Origin of the sequence: Enterobacter cloacae complex sp. I1M (genome assembly GCF_014982425.1) — a bacterium.
In the GTDB taxonomy this organism is placed as follows: domain Bacteria; phylum Pseudomonadota; class Gammaproteobacteria; order Enterobacterales; family Enterobacteriaceae; genus Enterobacter; species Enterobacter intestinihominis.
Window position 1 is genome coordinate 1 of record NZ_JADCLG010000038.1, and the last position, 21,642, is coordinate 21,642.

Annotated in this window: 14 protein-coding genes; 3 read left to right on the forward strand and 11 right to left on the reverse strand. The window is 56.1% G+C overall.

Annotated elements, in window-relative coordinates:
* Positions 1-54: 54 nt before the first annotated feature.
* The 9 genes from INF86_RS19505 to bcsR all read right to left on the reverse strand — a co-directional run bounded on the left by INF86_RS19505 (position 55) and on the right by bcsR (position 15,915).
* Positions 55-1,545, reverse strand: coding sequence for a pitrilysin family protein (locus INF86_RS19505; RefSeq protein ID WP_022649723.1), 1,491 nt, complete (start codon positions 1,543-1,545; stop codon positions 55-57).
* A gap of 221 nt (positions 1,546-1,766) precedes the next feature.
* The gene (dctA, locus tag INF86_RS19510; RefSeq protein WP_022649724.1) at positions 1,767-3,053 is read right to left on the reverse strand and encodes a C4-dicarboxylate transporter DctC; all 1,287 of its coding nucleotides are present in this window, start codon (positions 3,051-3,053) and stop codon (positions 1,767-1,769) included.
* Between the two features lie 159 nt (positions 3,054-3,212).
* The gene (gene hmsP, locus INF86_RS19515; protein ID WP_022649725.1) at positions 3,213-5,219 is read right to left on the reverse strand and encodes a biofilm formation regulator HmsP; all 2,007 of its coding nucleotides are present in this window, start codon (positions 5,217-5,219) and stop codon (positions 3,213-3,215) included.
* A 120-nt stretch (positions 5,220-5,339) separates the two neighbouring features.
* Positions 5,340-8,822 (reverse strand): cellulose synthase complex outer membrane protein BcsC, encoded by a 3,483-nt coding sequence (bcsC, locus tag INF86_RS19520; protein ID WP_193543835.1) that lies wholly within the window; start codon positions 8,820-8,822, stop codon positions 5,340-5,342.
* On the reverse strand, positions 8,804-9,910 hold the full coding sequence (gene bcsZ / locus INF86_RS19525; RefSeq protein ID WP_193543838.1) for a cellulose synthase complex periplasmic endoglucanase BcsZ: 1,107 nt from the start codon (positions 9,908-9,910) through the stop codon (positions 8,804-8,806). The genes bcsC and bcsZ overlap by 19 nt, the downstream gene beginning before the upstream one ends.
* 6 nt (positions 9,911-9,916) lie before the next feature.
* The gene (gene bcsB, locus INF86_RS19530; protein ID WP_193543836.1) at positions 9,917-12,340 is read right to left on the reverse strand and encodes a cellulose biosynthesis cyclic di-GMP-binding regulatory protein BcsB; all 2,424 of its coding nucleotides are present in this window, start codon (positions 12,338-12,340) and stop codon (positions 9,917-9,919) included.
* A 10-nt stretch (positions 12,341-12,350) separates the two neighbouring features.
* The gene (gene bcsA / locus INF86_RS19535) at positions 12,351-14,966 is read right to left on the reverse strand and encodes a UDP-forming cellulose synthase catalytic subunit (RefSeq protein WP_023298842.1); all 2,616 of its coding nucleotides are present in this window, start codon (positions 14,964-14,966) and stop codon (positions 12,351-12,353) included.
* Positions 14,963-15,715, reverse strand: a complete 753-nt coding sequence (bcsQ, locus tag INF86_RS19540) for a cellulose biosynthesis protein BcsQ (protein WP_023298843.1) — start codon at positions 15,713-15,715, stop codon at positions 14,963-14,965. Before bcsQ ends, bcsA begins: the two co-directional genes overlap by 4 nt.
* 11 nt (positions 15,716-15,726) lie before the next feature.
* Entirely contained in the window at positions 15,727-15,915 is a 189-nt protein-coding gene (gene bcsR / locus INF86_RS19545) for a cellulose biosynthesis protein BcsR (protein WP_022649731.1), read from the reverse strand.
* 174 nt (positions 15,916-16,089) lie between these two features.
* Here bcsR and bcsE point away from each other — a divergent pair, with 174 nt between their 5' ends.
* The 3 genes from bcsE to bcsG are packed head-to-tail and all read left to right on the forward strand — an operon-like array spanning position 16,090 to position 19,515.
* Positions 16,090-17,652, forward strand: coding sequence for a cellulose biosynthesis c-di-GMP-binding protein BcsE (gene bcsE / locus INF86_RS19550; protein ID WP_022649732.1), 1,563 nt, complete (start codon positions 16,090-16,092; stop codon positions 17,650-17,652).
* Positions 17,649-17,843 (forward strand): cellulose biosynthesis protein BcsF, encoded by a 195-nt coding sequence (gene bcsF, locus INF86_RS19555; protein WP_022649733.1) that lies wholly within the window; start codon positions 17,649-17,651, stop codon positions 17,841-17,843. Before bcsE ends, bcsF begins: the two co-directional genes overlap by 4 nt.
* Positions 17,836-19,515, forward strand: a complete 1,680-nt coding sequence (bcsG, locus tag INF86_RS19560; protein ID WP_023298844.1) for a cellulose biosynthesis protein BcsG — start codon at positions 17,836-17,838, stop codon at positions 19,513-19,515. Before bcsF ends, bcsG begins: the two co-directional genes overlap by 8 nt.
* Before the next feature lie 32 nt (positions 19,516-19,547).
* Here bcsG and birA read toward each other — a convergent pair whose 3' ends face one another.
* Positions 19,548-20,510, reverse strand: a complete 963-nt coding sequence (gene birA / locus INF86_RS19565) for a bifunctional biotin--[acetyl-CoA-carboxylase] ligase/biotin operon repressor BirA (RefSeq protein ID WP_003861169.1) — start codon at positions 20,508-20,510, stop codon at positions 19,548-19,550.
* Positions 20,507-21,535 (reverse strand): UDP-N-acetylmuramate dehydrogenase, encoded by a 1,029-nt coding sequence (murB, locus tag INF86_RS19570; RefSeq protein WP_193543837.1) that lies wholly within the window; start codon positions 21,533-21,535, stop codon positions 20,507-20,509. The genes birA and murB overlap by 4 nt, the downstream gene beginning before the upstream one ends.
* Positions 21,536-21,642: the final 107 nt, after the last annotated feature.

Genomic DNA, 21,642 nt, shown 5'->3' on the forward strand with positions numbered 1-21,642 from the left:
TTTATTGCTTCTGCATAAAATCCCTCAGCCCACAGGGAGAGGGAACGCAGGGCCTTACTGGCCCTGCGGAATATCGCTCGCATCCTGGTGCAAATCATCGGCCGCCGCCTGTACTGGCTGCGACGGCGTCGCCATGATGGCGTTCCAGGTGGCCTTTAACTCTTTCATGTCATATTCCGGCTCACCTTTCGGCTGCAACAGAATCAACGCCATATCCTGAGACAGCTGCTGCCGCAGATCCTGATTCAGCATCTCCACGGTCAGACCGTTCAGGAAATCCTGACGCAATTTCTGATACTGCTCCGGCGCGATATCCACGACCTGATTCTGTAAGGAGCGAATGCGCTGGCTGATTAAGATATCGGTATCGGCGCGGGCATAGGTGGCAAACAGTTTCTGCAATTCGAGGGATTTCTGCGCCACCAGGGCGTTAAATTCCTCTTCAGACAGGCCCTCTTTACGCACTTTAGCCAGCTCTTTCGCCACCACGCCGAGATTGGCATTCAGCTTATCACCCGGCGATTCGACGTTAATGGCGCACTGGGCGCGCTGGAACAGCACGCGGCAGTCAAAGCCCAGACCAATGTCTTTCACGTTGTTCTTGCTGAGCGTCTGCTGAACATGCCAGAACAGCGCTTCACGCGCCAGGTCCGCACGCCAGTAACGCAACAGCGCCGAGGACTCGCGGATCGGCTGCCAGGCGGTATCCCACATCATCGAAAGACGATCCTGACGCACGGTATCCGTCATGATACTGACCGTCTCAGGACGCAGCGGGGACAATGTAGGAACAGGGGCGGGCGTTTCACGCTTCCCTTTTAGATCGCCAAAGGCTTTGTTGATCTGCTCTATCACCGCACGGCTGTCCACGTTGCCCACTACAATGAGGGTCATGGCATCCGGGGTGTACCACTGCTGGTAGAAAGATTTCACCTGCTCTGGATCCACCGGCTGTTTCAGCGGTTCTGCCGGGTCGTGTCCAAGCAGCGTGGACCCTTTCAGGCGGTAGCGCCACCAGCCTTCTTTGGTATCCGTCGGCCAGGTCGCCACCATGTCGCTGTTGCTCAACGCATAGTTTACGGTCTCAGGCGTAATCGCCAGTTTGCCGGTGGCATCGGATAGATAGGTAAGCGCTTCTTTAAGCAGATCGTTACGGTTGTTGGGCAGGCTCAGATTAAACATGGTGTAGTCATAGGAGACCACAGCCGGGGGCAGCGGACGTTTAGGATCGATGGCCTGTTGCCATAAAGAACGCACCTGAACCGCCTGCAAACTGCCGCTCTGGGTGAGCGCCAGTCGAGGAATAAAATGGCTTAAGCCGGTCTGCTGGGTGCTTTCAGTGAGGGAGCCGGTATTCACAGCCAGACGAATTTCAATGCGATCGCTCGGACGTTGCGGAGTGGATAACACCTGCCACTGGAATCCGTTCGCCAGTGTTCCCTGTTGCCAGGCCGGGTCTGGCTGGAGCGCATCTGCCTGCACATAACTGGCTGCTGCCATCATCAGCAAACCGCCGGTTAAGAGTCGAATTTTTGTGCCCTGCATGTGAACCCCTGATCAACATTCCTGGTTAAAGAGAGTGTCTCGCGACGTGAGCACTCAAAGATGACGATGAAAACCTTCCGATTAGACAGCGTGTTCGGCTAAACGTCACGGGCGGAAGCGAAATATACCCAAAAAAATTTTGTCGAAATATGACAGGTATGAGCGGTTATTATGCGCAGGTGCCCGCATCCCCACAAGGGAATACGGGCATTTATGAGGGATTAAGAGGATAAACCGGGGGTTTTGTCCTCAGATGTGCGATTATTCAGCGTATCGTTAAGTTTCTTGTGATCCAGCTCTTTTACCCACTTCGCCACCACAACCGTCGCCACACCATTACCAATCAGGTTGGTTAACGCGCGGGCTTCAGACATAAAGCGGTCGATACCGAGGATCAGGGCCAAACCCGCCACCGGCAGATGTCCAACCGCTGAGATAGTGGCCGCCAGCACGATAAATCCGCTACCCGTTACGCCCGCCGCCCCTTTCGAGGAGAGCAGGAGGACGACCAGCAGCGTAATCTGATGGAAGATATCCATGTGGCTGTTGGTGGCCTGAGCAATAAAGACCGCCGCCATCGTCAGGTAAATCGAGGTGCCGTCCAGGTTAAAGGAGTAGCCCGTAGGAATAACCAGCCCCACCACTGACTTACGGCAGCCCAGCTTTTCCATTTTATCGAGCATACGCGGCAGCGCGGACTCAGAAGAGGATGTGCCGAGGACAATCAGCAGCTCTTCACGAATGTAACGGATAAATTTGAAGATGCTGAAGCCGGTCGCACGAGCGATGGAGCCGAGCACCACCACCACAAACAGAATACAGGTGATGTAGAAGCAGATAATCAGCTGGCCAAGCTGTACCAGCGTGCCGACGCCGTATTTCCCGATGGTGAAGGCCATCGCGCCAAAGGCACCAATCGGGGCCAGACGCATAATCATGTTGATGATGCCGAAGATTACCTGCGAGAAGCTTTCAATGACGTTAAAAATCAGCTGGCCTTTGCTGCCAAGACGGTGCAGGGCAAAGCCAAACAGCACGGCAAACAGCAGTACCTGGAGGATATTTCCGCTGGCGAACGCGCCAATCACGCTGCTCGGGATCACGTCCAGCAGGAAGGCAACAATCCCCTGATCTTTCGCCTGTTCAGCGTAAACCGCCACCGCTTTCGCATCCAGCGTGGCCGGGTCAACGTTCATGCCCGCGCCAGGCTGTACCACGTTGACAATAATCAGGCCGATAATCAGCGCGATCGTACTGACAATCTCGAAGTACAGCAGGGCAACCGCCCCCGTACGCCCGACCGCCTTCATGCTTTCCATGCCGGCGATACCGGTCACCACGGTACAGAAGATGACCGGCGCGATGATCATTTTGATGAGCTTAACGAACGCGTCGCCAAGCGGTTTCATTTGCGCGCCCAGCTCCGGGTAGTAGTGACCGAGCAAAATACCGATGGCGATGGCTGTCAGGACCTGGAAGTAAAGACTTTTGAAGAGTGAGGTTTTCATAGGGTGTCCCTGGAAAGAATAACTACAGGCTTTGTAAGGTTATGGTTAACCTGCGGCTTTAAAATAACACCCACATAACAGGACAGAAATAAACGGGGTTCAAATTTGAAACACAAATGTTAAGAACTTTGAGCTGGCTCGCACAAGCCAGCAACAAAATTACACTTTTGCGTTATTGCCATCGTCGGCGAGATAGCGTCGCTCAAAGGTATCCGTCGGCACGGCGCGGCCAAACAGGAAACCCTGACCGCTCTCCACACCCGCCGCAGCCAGCCACTCGCGCTGGGCTTCGGCCTCAATACCTTCGGCAGTCACGTGCAGGTTCAGGCTGTGCGCCATCTGGATAATGGCCTGCACCAGGCTGCAATCCTCCGGCAGCCCTTTCACAAAGGTTTTGTCGATTTTCAGGACGTCCACCGGCAGGGTTTTCATGTGCTGGAGCTGACGCAGGCCGGAATACCCCATACCAAAATCGTCCAGCGCAATGCGGATCCCGGCATTACGCAGCGGTTTCAGAATGGCGACAGCGTCGTCAGGATTGTCAATACAACGGCTCTCGGTGACTTCCAGGATCAACGTGTGGGGCTGGATGCGGTAGCGATGGATCAACTCGAGCATATCCGGCACCATAGTCGGGTGCATCAGCTGTAGCGCAGAAAGATTCACCGACAGCGGCAGCGTGATGCCCCGTTGTTGCCAGGCCGCAAGCTGGCGGCACGACTCTTCCAGCACCCAGTATCCGACGGTGACCATCAGGCCGCAGGACTCGATACGTTCGATCATCCCCTCAGGCAGCTCCCACGTGCCGTCCGGCTGCTGCATGCGCAGCAACGCTTCGGCGCTGGTCACTTCACCCGTGCGCAAATCCACCTGCGGCTGTAGCCAGAGCGCAAACTGGCGATTGTCCATCGCCGTCAGAATGTCGCTCTCTTCCGTCAGGCGCTGCTGGGCTTTTTCCATTTGCTCCGGATCAAAGAACTGGATCTGGTTTTTGCCTTTTCGGCGCGCGGTAAACGCTGCTGAGAAAGCCCGACGGTATAACTGCTCGGCGGTCAGACCACCGTAGTACATTGCGATACCAATGCTGGCACTTGGGCGTAGCTGGATACCCTGAATGGGTAGCCGCTCATTTATGACAGTGAGTACTTGCTGACCTAACGTAATAGCGTGCCACGGCTCTTTTACACCGTGCGCAATCACCACCAGGTCATAGCCGCTGACCTGGGTAAGTACCATGCGCGGCGCCAGCACAGATTTGATTTTTTCCACCAGCGTCAGTAATAGCATCTCGCGCTGGCTCTCTTTCAGCACGCCCGTCGTGTCCTGTAAGGTCTCGCAGGCAATCACCATCAGCGCGGTGGTCTGCTGGCGAGCGACGGTCTGCTCCAGCAGGGCCATTAAAAACGCTTTGTTTGGCAGGTCGGAAACCGGGAAACGGGTGGCGTTATTACTGACCTCTTCCTGCTGACGCAGGACACGCTGCTGGTTGATATTGTAACTGCGGACCAGCATGCCGATTTCATCGTCGTGATGCAGACGCGGCAAGGGAAGCTGATGCCCCATGTGCTCCTGCGGAGAGAGGTCATTCAGCTCCCGGGCTATGCGGCGCAACGGATGCACAATTAACCGGTTGATGCACCACGTCAGCGCCACGCTCAACATTAAGGTTAAAAGTAAGTAAGTAGTCACTAACGTAGCAACCCAACTCATGACGAATTTATACATGCGGTACGAGTCCGCCTGTAGTACCAGATAGGCCAGCGGCTGCGGGTTAGCCGGTCTTTCCAGGGAATAGAGAGGCAGGGAAATCTGCACCGGCAGTTCAAACAGGCGCATCACCATCATCGGGACGGGACGCTCCGGGATAAAGCTCATCCGCAGCGCCTGGAACTGGTTCGGCAGCACGACGTCGGCGCGGCTCACGATACCGGCGGGCTGAATGCGCTTCAGGATGGATTCCGCCTCGGGGATATCCCCTTTCAGGATCGAGGCCGACAGGGGTTCCCGCACCGAGCGGGCAATACTTTCCAGTTGCGAAGCCGTGTTATAGCGATTCTGCTGTACGGAATGAAACAGCAAAATGACGCAGAAGATGAAGACAAACAGCATTGTGACGGCAGACACCATCGCCATCTGTTTGATCGTTAAGGAACGGCTGACACGCAAAATGACTCTCCACAAAACTCGAAGCGCAGGGCGCACCAGGGCGTAAACCTGGTGCGCCCGAGTATACCCGATAGCTGCACTTTTAAGAGAGACTTACAATTAGATTAAGCAAAAATCCGATCACCAGTCTGCATAAGGCACCAGCGGTTCCGGCGGTAAGTCCATATCACCCTGCCAGCCTGCGGCAGAATACCGAACATAGAGCAACGCATGGCTCGGGGTATAGTCTTTCGCTTCCTGAATATCGACGCCCAGACCGACAAACCAGTTGGACGTCACACGGCGTTCAACAATCGCCCTTGCGGTATAACCCGTCCCTGACGAGCTACTTCCGGTTCCCATCACACCTTTATCGGTATAACGGCCTGGCTCATTGTCCGGGATCAGCCCCTGCAACGGATAACGCATCACATCCTTTGTTTTTGAATGGGACCATGAGACGGAACCGCCCAGCTCCCATGACCAGTTCTCTGTGCGTTTACGCCAGTTCACCGGTATGGCGAACGACACATACTCCTGGGGACTGTAGTAACCGCCCTGGCCCAGCGAATAGCCACTTAAATCCTTATCGTAATGCCAGAGCATGTTGGACACACCGACCGTCAGACGCTCGTTGTTCTGATTGATAAGCTTGTAGTAATAGCCGGTCATCCAGCGGACCCGCCAGTTATCTTCGACATTCTTCCCGGTGAGGCTGTCGGCACTCAGGCTTGACCAGATCCCGTTAGCTTCGCCTTTGTCGTAGCTCATGCTCACGCCGCCACCGGTAGCACGCACGCCGCCCCAGGTGGTGTCGGTATTGGGATCTTTTTGCCCGGCGAAGGCCAGCACAGAGCTGGAAATCGGACGACGATGGGCGTTCAGGGTGTAGCCAATCGGCCCCAAGTCGTTGCTGTAGCTCAGGCTGCCCACCACATCGACCACGTCGAAGCCCATCGGCGTTGTACCGATGTCCCACGCCCAGGTTTTGTTCTGCCAGCCGACTGCCACGCTGGCGCCGTTGGCCGACTGGTTCGTGCTGCCGTGACATGGCGTTTCGGCGCAGGTACCCCACGTTGGATCGTAGGTTCCATTGTCCGTATCAAAGGAACCGGCGTTCATATTGACCAGATCGCTACGGAAGAACATGCGGCCTTCCGATAGCGGCGCATCCACCTGGAGCATAGTGGTGTGCGCTTTCAGGTCGGAATAGCCCCCCGTGCCGCTGGATCCCCAGTAGTCGTGTTGCAGCGTGACGTTCAGATCCTGCTGACGATAAAGATCGCCTGCATCGCTGCGCACGCCGCGCTTCAGCCAGTCATCTTTCTCATCGTTACGCGTAAGACGCGTAAAGCTGTCGTTATCGGTTGGACGAGTCGTTGTGATGCCAGATGAGACCATCGCATCCTTCCAGGTGTCCAGCGCCTGCTGAGGCTGACCATTTTGTGCCTGGAAACGGGCGGCATCACGCATCACCAGCGCACTTTCCATAGAAGGCGGCTGCGATTTTGCCTGCGGAAGAATGGTGTTGAAGGTCTTTTCTGCCACGGCTGAATCGCCCAGACCGGCCTGCGCCATGGCGATCCGGCGCTGCATATTGAGGGAGAGCGGTTCGCCGTTTTGTGCCGCGGGCAGTTTCGCCAGCTCAGCGCGAGCGGCGTCCCTGTTGCCCTGAGCAAGATTGACTTCGGTCAGGCCGAGAATTGCGTCTTCGTTCTGCGGTTCCCGTTGCAGGACGGTGTTGTAGGCGGTTTTCGCGGCCTCGTGATCGCCACGCTGTTCAGCCCAGTCCGCCAGCGTTAAGTCGATACGAGTGGACGGGGGCTGCTGGCGAAGCAGCGCTTCCGCCTCCTGCTCTTTTCCACCGTCGCGCAGGCGGTTGGCGTTTTCTAGCACCTGGTTACTTTGCAGGCGGTCCGCCAGCGCCTGGATGTTGCCGTTCCACTTGTCGCGCGGCAGCGTGTTCAGATGCGCCAGCGCGGCCCGGTCCCGATCGTTACCGGACAGGTACAGCCCGCTGGCGTAAACCTGATCCGGATCGCCCGGTTTCTGGCTTGCCAGCTGGCGCATCAGGTTATCCGCCTGGCTGCGCTGACCCGCGCTATACAGATCGCGTGATAGCCGGTAGGTGATCCACACGTCGCCCGGGGAAAGCGCAAGGCGTCGGCGCTGAATTTCTGCGGCCTGCGCATAGTTTCCCTGGCTTTCCAGCTGTTCAGCCTGAGCCGAGAGCTGCTCGTTCGTCAGGCTACGTTCAATATCATCAATGCTGCGGCGCTGGCTGGCAGAGAGCGACTGAATAAACTGCGTCGCCTTCTCCGGAGACTGCTCGCGATAAATATTGGCAAGACCGCGTACCGCGTTGCTGTTGCCGCTGTCCATCCGCAATGCCTGGCGATAATAGCGTTCAGCCGCGTCGTTATCTTTCCGCGCCGCCGCCGCGTCACCCAGCCCCAGGACCGCGTAGCTGTCCGTATTGTCAATGTTGCGCGCCTGCTGATAATAGCGTTCCGCCTGGGCTGTCTTGTTGGCTTTCAGGGCGTTATCACCCTGCTGGATCAGCAGCCAGTATCGGTTAACCTTCAGCAGGCTGTCCCATTTGCCCCGGTTGTCGCTCTGCGGATCGAGGGCGATCGCCTTTTCAAACTGCGCAACCGCGCGGGCGCGATCGCCTTTCTGCGAATAGGCCTGCCCCAGCGCGCCTACGGCTTCACTGTCGGCGTGGTTGGCGCTGACTGCTTTCTGCAACTCCGTTACCGCTTTACTGCCCTGCCCGGCATCCACTGCGGCTAACCCTTCGGCTTTGGCGCGAAACGCCGGATCGGCGAGCTGTTTTTGCTGCGCTTCAAGCTGGGCGCGCGCCGCCGTCACGTTATCGCCATCGCTGAACACGCTCAGGTATTGTTGCAGCGCGGTAACGCTGGCGCTGCTGGCCGGCTGATCTTTGATCTGCTGGTACCACATGTCCGACGCCTGACTGCGGCCATTGTTCGATTTGGCCATCTCCTGTAACACCGCAAACCCTTCATCACGCCGTCCGCTCTGGAACAGAAGCTGCGCCAGCGAAGCCTGTAGCGGGGCGTTGCCCGGACTGCTGGCGTTGATTTTCTTCAGCTGATTAATGGCCAGATTACGGCGGGCAGGCTCTTTCGCCACCACGTTCCAGTACTCCGTCGCGATGTCGCCGCTGGGCGGATTACCGTCAAACAGTTTGTCATACGCGGCAATAGCTTCCTGCGTGTGCCCGGTGGTGGCGAGCAGACGAGCCTGCTGGAGGGCCTGGCGACCATCCGGCGTGGAGAGCAGCATGGTCGTACGGGAGGACTGATACGCACTGGAATCGGGTGCCATTCCTTTCAGGCGATCCAGCTCTTTTTGCGCGCCCGCCGTATCCCCCTGTCGTAACAGGTAGCGGAAGCGAGCGGCAATCACGTCCGGGTTGTTGGGGTCGATCAGCTCAAGGCGATAGAGCGACTGGCGCACCAAATCCTCACGCTGGGTGGATTCCCCCAGACGAACCTGTTCCAGCAGCTGTCTCTGCTGCGGGGAGTTGGCGGCCTGGGCCAGGGGCATGAGCGCCAGGCCAAGCGATAAGGCGAGTAGATTTAGTGTGAACGTGCGCATTCCTGGCCCCAATCCGGTAGTAATTCACCTTGCGAGGTGAAACGAAAACGATGCTGATCCCACCCTTGTCCAAAGAGGGTCAGAACGTAGCTGTAATAAGCATTGTTATCGGGAAAACGATCGGCGACACGCTGGCGTTGCACCGCCTGCGCGTCCCGTTCTTGTAAAAATGGAAGCAGGGAGGCAGAAAACCCTACCGGCCCATCTCCGGTACGTTTCCCGGTCGCTACGTCCACTTTTTCCGGCGGTAAGCCTTGTTTGATTGTGGTGGTCGCCATGGGCTTGAAACGCGCCAGTAGCCGGGCTTTTTGCGGATCGTTATCGTTCATCATCCCTACCCACAGATAGACGCGAATCGCATCGTAACTGCCGATCAGGGTCGTATCCTGCTTCAACTGCCAGCCGCCCTTTTTCTGGTATTTCACCCAGTTCGGGGAATATCCTTTTGGCGCGGTCTCCAGCAGCAGACGCAGGTTGGTTTCACGGAGCGTTGTCCACGGTGCGCCGAAACGGGTGAAATAGCTCGCAAGCTGCGGCGGCAGGTAGCTGGGGTTGAAGCGCCAGACACTCTCTTCGGCAAAACCGACTTTACCCGGCAGCAGCATAGAACCCAGCCCCGGCACCTTCACCACTTCCTCACTGGCAATGCGCGTCAACAGCGCCTTACCCGTGCGCGTGTAATCGGGATTTTTCCACAGCCGCCCGGCTTCCAGCAGCGACCAGGCAATCCAGATATCGGCATCAGACGCGGAGTTAGGGTCGATAACCGCCCAGGTTTCGTCGTCCTTTTTCCCCCACAGCCAGGCCGGGAGATGTTGGGCTAAATCCCCCTCGGCAAGGTTATCGCGCGTCCATGTCAGCAGCAGATCAAACGTCTTGCGATCGTTTGCTGCCAGGGCAAAGAACAGTCCGTAGCTTTGCCCTTCGGAGGTGGTGATTTTGCGCGCGTCACTGGGATCAATGACGCGCCCACTTTCGCTCATATAATCCTGCTTGAACGTCTCCCAGGCAGGCCAGCGACAGGCGGCATGCAGATTCGCCGCCGCCAGCATCAACGCTGCGACTACACACCCGCGAAAGATTTTCATCACGGCTTACTCATGGTCCGGGTTAAGACGACGACGGCTGATGATTCGCAGCAGACGCCACAATACCCACGCCAGCAATACAACGCTGAGCGCAGCCAGCACGGCCAGCAGCACCGGGTGGTTAGAGAGGGCGTACCACAGGCGTTCGAACCACGGCAGATGACCGACGTAGTAGACATCCCCCACGCGCAGGCTGTTTACCCCCGACTCACGGATCACCGAGACGGAACCGAACATTGCCGCCCGTTTACCGCTGTCGTTCATGGCCGTGTTGAGCAGCTCATAGCCGCGCGGGCTGTCCGCAAGCAGGGCGATCACGCTGCGCTGGTCGTTATACGGAGACTGGAAACCGACAATCGCAGCCATCGGACCCGTTGAGCTTACGGTCGTCCTGATATTGGCCTGGCGATCGCCGCTGTCCGGCATGATGCTCGGGAACTCGGTCTGACGCAGCGGCGTGTTGACCCATGGCTGAGCCGCCTGCACCAGCAGATCGACGCGCTTCTCGTCTTTCAGCTTGTCCGGAATGTTGCCGATGACCATGATATCGGCATCTTTGTTCTGGATCTGGCTACCGTCATCCGTCACCGTCACGTTGATAGCCGGTAAGCCGGTTTGCGCCCCGACGGTGCCCATGGTGTCCAGCAGCGTGGCAACCTGGCCTTCGTTGGCCGCTTTTGGCATCACGACAATCGATTCAGAGAGATCAGCCATGCGGCTGAACGGGAAACTGGCGTTAGCAAACGCACGCAGATCCGGCATCGCGATAAAGTGGTAATACTTCGAGAAGTCGATTGTGGAATCATCACCAATCACCACGTGGTTTTGCACCGGCTGGAAGGTAATACAGTTTTCCACCGATCCACCCGGCATCGGGTTCATGTACTGGAAGTTAAACCGCAGCTGGTTCACCGCACCGAGCTTCAGCGCCGGGATCGACACATCGGTTTTGCCATCCAGCAGCCCCTGCAATACAGGCAGACGAAGCATCAACCGGTTTGTCTCCTGGCTGCTGGTCAGGCTGAAGGATTGCAGGAACTGGTTGTTGAGGCTGATATCCATGCGCGAGCTGTCTTTGGTTACCGGCGCGGTGTAACGGTAGTTCAGGTTGATATCAATACCGTTGGTGCGCAGCAGATAGAGATCCGGCGGCAGGTTCAGCGACAGGCTGACAGGAGAAGGTTCAAGCCCGGTTGACTGCAATTGCTCTTCATAGGTTTTCAGCTCGCCGAAGGTAATCGCGCGGTCGGTGCGGACCCAGTTCGGCGCATCATAAGGCTTACGTGCCAGCAGCGGTTTCACCTCATCCACCACGACGCTATTACCGCGGAACAGGATATTGCCCTGCGCAATGCCTTTTGCCGCCTGCACCAGATCTTTATCATCACGCCCGAAGATCACCAGCAGCTTCACGTACGGATTGTCGGGATGGCTGATCATCTCGATGGTGGGCGCTTTCACCTCTGGATGGTCCCGCAGGAATGCCGGGCGTTTGGCGTTGGTGGCAAACACAATCGCGTTTTTGTCCGGCATTTTGTCGTACATAACCGGGAAACTCTGGCCACGCCAGCCGGAGCGGGAACCAAACCAGGATGCCACGATAGAGGCCGCCAGCTGTTCGGTCACATCAGGAGAGCCCGCAAACACCATTGGCAGGTTCAGTGGACGGTTATCACGCGGGTCGAAGAACGGCACCGGGAAGGCGGAGAGATCGTTTTTCAACGCCAGCGGCTGATAGGTCATCTGAAGCGAAGAGTTACGACCAACATCCAGCCACAGGGTGCTGCTGGCCGGGTTTTCACAGACATCGCGGTAATGGCCGACAAATTCCAGACGCACGCGGTTAAAGTCGGTGATAAACAGCGGGTTAATCGGCACCTGAGCCAGGGTTTTCTTACCCAGTTGCTCTTTGGTGACGGGCAGGACGTCCATCAGCTCATCATTCAGATAGACCTTAAGCTGGGATTGCACCGGCAGCAGCGACGGCGATGGCGTGTATTCCAGGTTGAGCATCGCTTTCGACACGACTTCATCGCTACGCATACCGAATTCGACACCGCCATTTGGGTTGATGCCGCGCAGAACCATGCTGCCCGGAGGAGGCGCGATCTGGGCGAACGTCAGCTTAACGTCACGCGACGGCGTATTTTCCGCAACCACCGGTGCACTGGCTCCCGGCACGCCAGGCATAACCTGCCCAACCACCGGGTTGTCGGCGGGCAGCGTATTCCCCGTCGTCGGCTGATTCGGGACGACGTTTTCCGTCTGCCCCGGCGCCGCCGTCACTACCGGATCGGTCGCTTGCGCGACGACAGGCACCGTTGGCGCGGGTGTGGTCGCTGCGTTATCAGGCGCCGCGTTAGCCACTGTTGCAGGGAGCGCACTCATCCCCATTGCCACTGCACATAACCAGGAAAGTTTTGTTTTCATCGCGTTATCATCATTGTTGAGCCATAACCGGGTCCGCCTGCTTCGCTTCATCTCGCTCAGGTCGACGCGGAATGAACGACACGACCCAGGAAACCAGTGAAGTAAGTGACCGGAAAATTAATTTCACCGACGACGGGGCAAATTCTGCAAGGTGACGATAGCCACGGAACCCCAGCTTAAGAATATCCAGCAGGCTTTCCAGAGGCTTATCCTCAGGGAAGCTGTCCTGCCAGAGAGCCCACGTATCCGCGCGGGCAAACGTACACTGCACAAAATCAATGTGTTGCTTTTTAGTCAGCGGCATCAGTTGCAGACCCACTTCATTTCCTCTCACACGCACCACCTGCGTCGGGAAGACATACTCCTGCTGGCCGCGCTTAAGCAATAGGTTGACCTTCTGCCCCTCAAGCACCTTCGCCTGACCGTTGATCTTGATACCCAGACCGCCATCCGAAAAGTCATGTACGGTACAGGAGAAGAGATGTCCATCGTCGCGGGCAATGGCCGCTGGCATGCTGATTTCGACGCGATGCGCGCGGCGAACCTGTTTGCTCTCCACTGATACCGCCACCGCGCCACCGAGGATAATCAGGTTATAAAACACCCACGCCATACTCACGAAGACCGTCAGAATTTCGTTTTCCGGGCCGTAGAAGTAGCGCCAGACCCCAACAATCACGCCCACAATATTCAGCAGCACCAGGAAGATATAGGGCCGGGAGATCACCCAGTCGACATACTCCTCTTCCACCAGCCCGCCCTTCGCGGTGACGTTGAATTTCCCTTTATGCGGGTTAATCAGCGCCACCATGGTTGGCGGCGCGATATACCAGGCCAGCACCGTTTCGTAGATTTCACTCCAGAACGAATGGCGATATTTCCCCTGAATCTTCGAGTTCGTCAGGCTGGCGTGGATCATGTGCGGCAGAACGAACAGGGCAATCATCAGCGCAGGCGCATAGATGATGTAAGCGTGAAGAAGCAGGAACGCCAGCGGCGCAGTGAGGAAGATAAGCCGTGGAATACCCGACAGGAAGTGGAACATGGCGTTAACGTAGCACAGCCGTTGCGCCAGTTTCAGTCCTTTACCCATCAGCGGGTTATCGAGGCGGAAAATTTGCACCATGCCGCGCGCCCAGCGAATACGCTGGCCGATATGCGCCGACAGGGATTCCGTGGCCAGCCCCGCCGCCTGAGGAATGCGCATGTAGGCGGAGGTATAGCCAAGACGGTGCAGACGCAGCGAAGTGTGCGCATCTTCCGTGACCGTCTCGACGGCGATCCCGCCAATTTCATCCAGCGGTTTACGGCGGATCACCGCACAGGAGCCGCAGAAGAATGTTGCGTCCCACATGTCGTTCCCGTCCTGCACCAGACCATAGAACAGTGTGCCCTCGTTCGGGGTTTTACGAAAACGACCAAGGTTACGTTCAAACGGATCCGGCGAGAAGAAGTGGTGCGGCGTCTGCATCATCGCCAGCTCTTTCTCCTTCAGGAACCAGCCCATGGTCATTTGCAGAAACGAGCGCGTTGGCACGTGGTCGCAGTCGAAAATAGAGACGAACTCCCCTTTGGCATATTTCAGCGCATTGTTGATGTTACCGGCCTTAGCGTGTTCATGCGTGGTACGGGCGATGTACTCGACCCCTACTTCGTCCGCGAACTGGCGGAACTCGGCGCGGCCACCGTCATCAAGGATCCAGATTTTGATTTTATCCTTCGGCCAGTCGATACCCAGCGCGGCGTAAATGGTGTTTTTCACCACCGACAGGTCTTCGTTGTAGGTCGGCACGAAGAGGTCCACCGTTGGCCACTGGGTCGTGTCTTTTGGCAGCGGCACCGGCTGTCGATTCAGCGGCCAGATAACCTGGAAGTAACCCAGCACCAGCACGATCCAGGCGTAGGTCTCAGCGAACAGCAGCACTAACCCACACACCAGGCTGACCGGATCGTCCCAGTTCAGCGTTGAGGTATATCGCCACCAGATGTAGCGGCAGGAAACGGTCAGCGACAGCACGATCAGCATCAGGGCAGAAAAACGCCCCGGAATGCGCCGCACCAGCAGCGCCACGCCCCACAGCAGGATCAGGAAGGTAAACTGTGCCAGCGGGTTGAAGGGCTGGGTAATACAGACCAGCGCCAGTATGAGCGAGAACACCACCACCACGCCGAGAATAAAACGCCGTAAGCCCGGGTGAAGGTGCCCGAGCTCTTTGTGATTATCTAAATGACCTGTTCTATCGCCAACCCGGTCGGGTAGCCGGTTAAGCCACTGGTGATAGTGTTCACGTAAGTTCTGCACGCGATCGAAGCTGCGCCAGCGGGACGTTTTTTTCTCCGCACCCGTTGAGGTCGCCAGAAGCCAGATGGACTGTATAGCGTAGCGCGCGGGATCGAGCGGACGCGGCTTGTCAGGGTTGATATGCGGATAGAGTTCACCGTGGCGCGCACGAATACGTTGCCAGCGTGGATGTTCGAGGGGGATGAACATCCACGCCAGAATCATCCAGAAGCAGCCCAGCGCAGCGCTCAGCGATGAGGCGCCGTGATGACGGTAATGGCGGTAGCGTTCACTTAAGCGCGAACTGACCGGCGGGATGAGCAACCAGTTGGTCAGGCGGCTCATACTGAACTCCCGGCAGGCTCCGGCCGTTTAGCAAAGTGCAGCAGACACCAGTTGGCCAGCGTCAGGATCTCTTCTGCCGCCAGTGAATCACTACGGTACTCCCCAAGCGGTTGTTTGGAAGCGAGGCACTCCGCCATCGCTTCGTCACGATGAATAACCATTGGCAACAGGCGGCGCTGACTCTGGAGCCAGACCTGGTACAGATCGTCCTGGATCTGGCTGCCAATGCGCAGATCGTTAATCAGAATATGGGCATTGGCAGGCATTGCCTGTTGATGCAGACGGATATGACAATTCGCATCTACGTTCGCAATGGAGAGCACATGGTCGCACTGCGACAGAAGCTGGCGGGTCAGCGACGCGGCGCCGTGCGGCAGGTCCAGCAGGATCCACTGATAGTGTCCGCTCTCTTTCAGACTCTGCAAAGCGGTGGTGAAGCGAGAGAACAGGCGCTGAAACGCAGCTTCATTCCCGCGTTCGGTTTCCGTCATCTGACCAAAGGGAAGCAAATCGAGCTGGGAGGTATAGCGCAAACCCGCATCCCGCCAGTCTTTATCGTCCAGAAGCGCGCGCCCCCAGCCGTTTTCATGTGTAAAGTCGACATTGAATGACATGCGCAGCAAATTATCGGAGCAGGCATCAATAACCAGTACTGATTCACCTAAAACCTGTAATGACCACGCCAGCGCCGCGGTTACGGAAGTTGTACCCACTCCACCACGGACGCCCTGTAATCCTAGTACGGCCATCAATGGCTTCCTTATTGTTGTTGGGCAAACTCAGCTAATAACGGCCAACGTTTAATAGCCGCAGCCAACTGTTCCCGCTGGGAAATATCGGTGTAATCTATTTCAGGCAATGAAAAAGCCTGCGTGAGCGCCAGAAAATCGTTTTGGAATGTGTAACCCAGGCTTGGGTCGACTGGAGTTGCGGGTTCGTTATTTTGCATTCTTATTTCATCCCTTTGAGTAAAATCATAAGATTCAGATGCAGCGAGGCGTCCTGCCCACGAAATTTCATTTACATGCTAAATCTGATGTTCTTTAATTTCAATGTTAGGTTTATTTCTACGCTTTCGCTAGTAAACTGAGAGACATAGAAATTCGACGAAAAGAGGGACACCGTGGACTCCATATTTTCTATTGGCATCCAGTCATTATGGGACGAATTGCGCCACATGCCAGTCGGAGGAGTCTGGTGGGTTAATACGGATCGTAATGAAGATGCCATCAGTCTGGTAAACCAGACGATAGCGGCGCAGGGTAAGGATTACCGCGTGGCCGTCATTACGATGGGCGATGAGCCAAAGTCAATCATCAGGCTCGAAACTGACCGTGGACCCCAGACAGTACGATTATTTTCCATGCCAGCGGAGGCCGACAGTTTATACTTTTTGCCCCGCGATATTCAGTGCTCTATTGTTCCTGAACACTATTTACTGATTCTTAAATGTTCTCAAAACGGTCTACAAAATATCCCGTCTGAAAAACTGCTGAAATGGCTGGGAAGAATCAGCAGATGGGCAAAAAATCAAAATTGCACCTTATTGGTTGTTAACCCAGGCAGTAATAACGACAAACTTTTTTCACTTTTAATGAGTGAATACCGTTCCCTCTATGGCCTGGCCAGTATTCGTGTCCAGACTGACAGCCATCTTTACGACGTGGCTTTCTGGTGCAATGAAAAAGGGGTGAGCTCCCGACAGCAGCTTACCCTCAAAAATGTCGGGGACGAGTGGCATCTTGCTCAACAGGAAGAGACGGTGGTTCAGCCACGCAGTGATGAAAAGCGCGTTCTGAGTCATATTGCGGTTCTGGAAGGTGCGCCTGCACTGTCTGAGCATTGGTCACTGTTCGAAACTAACGAGGCCTTATTTGATGAGGCGCGCACCACGCAGGCGGCGACCATTATCTTCTCGTTGATCCAGAATAACCAAATCGAAACGCTGGCACGGCACATTCACACATTACGTCGCCAGCGCGGCAGCGCGTTAAAAATCGTGGTACGTGAAAATAATACCAGCCTGCGCGCCACCGATGAGCGCTTATTACTGGGCTGCGGCGCGAATATGGTCATTCCCTGGAATGCTCCCCTGTCGCGCTGTCTGACGCTGATCGAAAGCATTCAGGGCCAGCAGTTTAATCGATATGTTCCGGAAGATATCAGCACCCTGCTTTCAATGACGCAGCCGATGAAACTGCGCGGCTACCAGAAATGGGACACCTTCTGCGATGCGGTGGGCAACATGATGAGCAATACGCTTTTACCGGCAGACGGAAAAGGGGTGATGGTTGCCCTGCGTCCTGTGCCGGGCATTCGCGTTGAGCAGGCGCTCACCTTGTGCCGCCCTAATCGTATCGGGGATATCATGACCATTGGCGATAATCGCCTGGTGCTGTTCCTCTCCTTCTGTCGGGTGAACGATCTGGATACCGCCCTGAACCATATCTTCCCGCTGCCTACCGGGGATATTTTCTCGAACCGCATGGTCTGGTTTGAAGATAATTTGATCAGCGCTGAGCTTGTCCAGATGCGAGCCCTGGCACCTGAAAAATGGGCCAAACCGTTGCCTGTTACAAGTGGTGCCAAACCGGTTCTGAACGCGAAACATGACGGGCATGTATGGCGTCGGGTTCCTGAGCCGCTACGCTTAATGGATGAGAACAAGGAGAGCGTTCCATTATGAATATCAGCGATATCATCCAACTGGTTGTTCTGTGCGCGCTGATTTTTTTGCCGCTTGGCTACTATGCACGCCATTCCCTGCGCCGTATTCGCGATACGATCAGATTACTGTTCGTCAAACCTCGCTATATTAAACCCGCCGGAACACTGACTCGCGCTTCAAACGTCAAGGCAAACCGAAAACATGACTAATTCTACCTATACCTCTTCAGCGCCATCGCCACTCTGGCAATACTGGCGCGGTCTGTCCGGCTGGAATTTCTACTTTCTGGTGAAGTTTGGTCTGCTGTGGGCAGGCTATCTTAATTTCCACCCGCTGCTTAATCTGGTGTTTATGGCATTCCTGCTGATGCCAATCCCGAACCTCAGGCTGCACCGTATACGTCACTGGATTGCTATCCCTATCGGTTTCGCCCTGTTCTGGCATGATACCTGGCTACCCGGCCCCGAAAGCATTATGAGCCAGGGCTCCCAGGTCGCAGGTTTCAGTGCGGACTATATGCTCGATCTGGTTGAGCGCTTTATTAACTGGCAGATGATTGGCGCGGTATTTGTCCTGCTGGTTGCCTGGCTGTTCCTGTCTCAGTGGATCCGGGTGACGGTGTTTGTCGTCGCGATTATGATCTGGCTAAACGTACTGACGCTGACGGGCCCGAGCTTCTCGCTGTGGCCAGCCGGTCAGCCGACGACAACCGTAACCACCACGGGCGGTTCCGCCGCCGCTACCGTCGCGACAGCAGGGGATACGCCTGTGGTTGGGGATATTCCAGCGCAGACGGCGCCGCCGACATCCACGAACCTGAACGCGTGGCTCTCCAGTTTTTACGCTGCGGAAGATAAGCGTCAGACGAAATTCCCGGACGCGCTGCCTGCTGATGCTCAGCCGTTTGAGTTGCTGGTCATTAACATCTGTTCTCTGTCCTGGGCTGACGTTGATGCGGCTGGTTTGATGTCGCACCCGCTGTGGTCGCATTTCGATATTCAGTTCAAAGACTTCAACTCGGCCACGTCGTACAGCGGCCCGGCGGCTATCCGCCTGCTGCGCGCCAGCTGTGGGCAGCCCTCGCATAAGAACCTCTACCAGCCGGCAGCTAACCAGTGTTACCTGTTTGATAACCTGGCAAAACTGGGCTTTACCCAACACCTGATGATGGGCCATAACGGTCAGTTCGGTAACTTCCTGAAAGAAGTGCGTGAACAGGGTGGCATGCAGGCCCCACTGATGGACCAGAAAGGGCTGCCAGTGACGTTACTGGGCTTCGATGGCTCGCCGGTCTATGACGATACCGCCGTACTTCAGCGCTGGTTTGACACCGTCGGTAAAGAGGAAGGGACGCGTAGCGCGACGTTCTATAATACGCTGCCGCTTCACGACGGGAACCATTATCCGGGCGTAAGCAAAACGGCCGATTACAAGGCCCGTGCGCAGAAGTTCTTTGACGAGCTGAACGCGTTCTTCAACGAGCTGGAAAAATCAGGTCGTAAAGTGATGGTGGTGGTGGTCCCGGAACATGGTGGAGCGCTGAAAGGCGACAGGATGCAGGTGTCTGGTCTGCGCGATATCCCAAGCCCGTCCATCACAAACGTTCCGGCCGGGATTAAGTTCTTTGGCATGAAGGCACCGCATCAGGGCGCGCCAGTTGAGATCACACAGCCAAGCAGCTATCTGGCCATCTCGGAACTGGTTGCTCGCGCTGTAGACGGTAAGCTGTTTGTGGAAGATAGCGTGAACTGGGATCAGCTCACCAGCGGGCTGCCGCAGACGGCGGAGGTATCGGAAAACGCCAATGCGGTGGTGATCCAGTATCAGAATAAGCCTTATGTCCGACTGAATGCCGGGGATTGGGTGCCGTATCCGCAGTGACCTGCTACACCCTCTCCCCTGTGGGGAGAGGGTTACTCTGCACTTCGTAATGAAATTTCACCGCCCACCCAGGGCTTAATCACGCCATCCTGTTCAAGCAGCAACGCGCCCTGCGCGTCAATGCCGCGTGATGTGCCGTAAATCTCTTTATCCCCAATCAGCAGCTTCACCGGTCGGTTAATAAAGTTATCCAGCTTTTCCCAGCGGGACAGGAATGGCGCTAACCCCTCTTGTTCAAAGAGCGTCAGCGAACTACGCAACTCATTGATCATGCGGACGGCAAGCGTATTGCGATCGATGGTGATCCCCGCTTCCTGTAGGTTGGTCCAGGCCTGGTTCACGACATCGTTCTGCACGTTTCGCATCACCATGTTCAGCCCCGCCCCAATGACGATCTGTGCGGCATCGCCTGTTTTTCCCGTCAGTTCGACCAGGATCCCCGCCAGCTTTCGATCGTTGAGATACAGATCGTTGGGCCATTTTACCCGCACCTGATCGGCACCCAAATCATGCAGCACCTCTGCCATCACAATGCCGATGACCAGGCTCAGCCCGATGGCCGCAGCTGGCCCCTGTTCAAGCCGCCAGTACATGGAAAGGTATAGGTTGGCGCCAAATGGCGAAAACCACTTACGCCCCCGGCGGCCACGTCCTGCCTGTTGGTACTCGGCAACGCAGGCATCACCGGATTTCAGCTCGCTCAGGCGATCCAGCAGATACTGGTTCGTCGAATCAATGACCGGCAATACCGCGACGTTACCGTGTCCAATCTGGCTGCGGATGATCTCTTCATTCAGTAACTGGATTGGTTCCGGCAGGCTGTAGCCTTTTCCCGGCACCGTAAACACATCTACGCCCCAGTCGCGGAGCGTTTGAATATGTTTATTGATGGCAGCGCGGCTCATGCCCAGCTGTTCGCCCAGCTGCTCGCCAGAATGAAACTCGCCATCAGCAAGAATACCGATGAGAGTTAACGGAATAGTATTGTCCTTCACGCAATGGTCTCCACGGCATTCACTTCGCCCGTTCGGCCAATAAAGCGAACTTCAGGCTCCAGCCAGACGTTAAATTTTTCGCCCACACGCTGGCGAACATGATGCGCCAGGTTGACGACATCCTCACTTGTCGCGTTGGACTGGTTGATCAGTACCAGCGCCTGCTGACGATGAACAGCAGCGCCACCAAGCGTAGTACCTTTTAATTCACATTGATCGATAAGCCAGCCTGCGGCCAGCTTCACGCTGCCATCCGCCTGAGGATAATGCGGGGCCGTTGGCCAGCCAGCGAGAAACGCTTTCGCATTTTCGCGGCCGATCACCGGATTTTTGAAGAAACTGCCCGCATTTCCGTTAACTTTCGGGTCCGGTAGCTTGGTCATTCGCATGTGGCAAACGGAATCAAAAACCTCACGCGGTGTGACGGTAGCCGGATCGAGACGGGCCAGATCGCCGTAAGTCAGAACGGGTTTCCATGCTTTCGCCAGACGCAGGCCAACGGCCACAATGACAAAACGATCCTGATAGTCGTGCTTGAAAATGCTGTCGCGATAGCCAAAGCGGCACTGCTCTGCGGTCAAACGCTTCGCCGTTCCGGTCGCGAGTTCGATGCAGTCGACATATTCGCAGACGTGTTTCAGTTCGATGCCGTAGGCACCGATGTTTTGAATAGGAGATGATCCTGCACAGCCCGGGATCAGGGCCAGGTTTTCCAGTCCGGGCATCCCTTTTTCAAGGGTATATTGCACCAGATGGTGCCAGTTTTCGCCAGCACCCACGTGTAAATGCCAGCTGTCAGCGCTCTCTTTACGCTCAATCCCCATGATGCGATTAACGATTACCGTCCCCGCAAAATCATCGAGAAACAGGACATTACTTCCTTCGCCCAGAATAAGTACGGGTTCACCGTTTTCTGTTGCGTTTTGCCAGGCATTCAGCAACTGCTGAGCACTGTCGGCACGTACAATTTGATTAGCATTCCGTTGAATACCAAAGGTATTCCAGGGCTTAAGGGAGTGATTCATAGACGCTATCCTGATGCAAAAACCGGGATAGTTTACCGTATATACGAAGGGATGGGTGATTAGTTTATGGAAAGGAAGCAGGTGCAGAAACGCAAAAAGGCCATCCT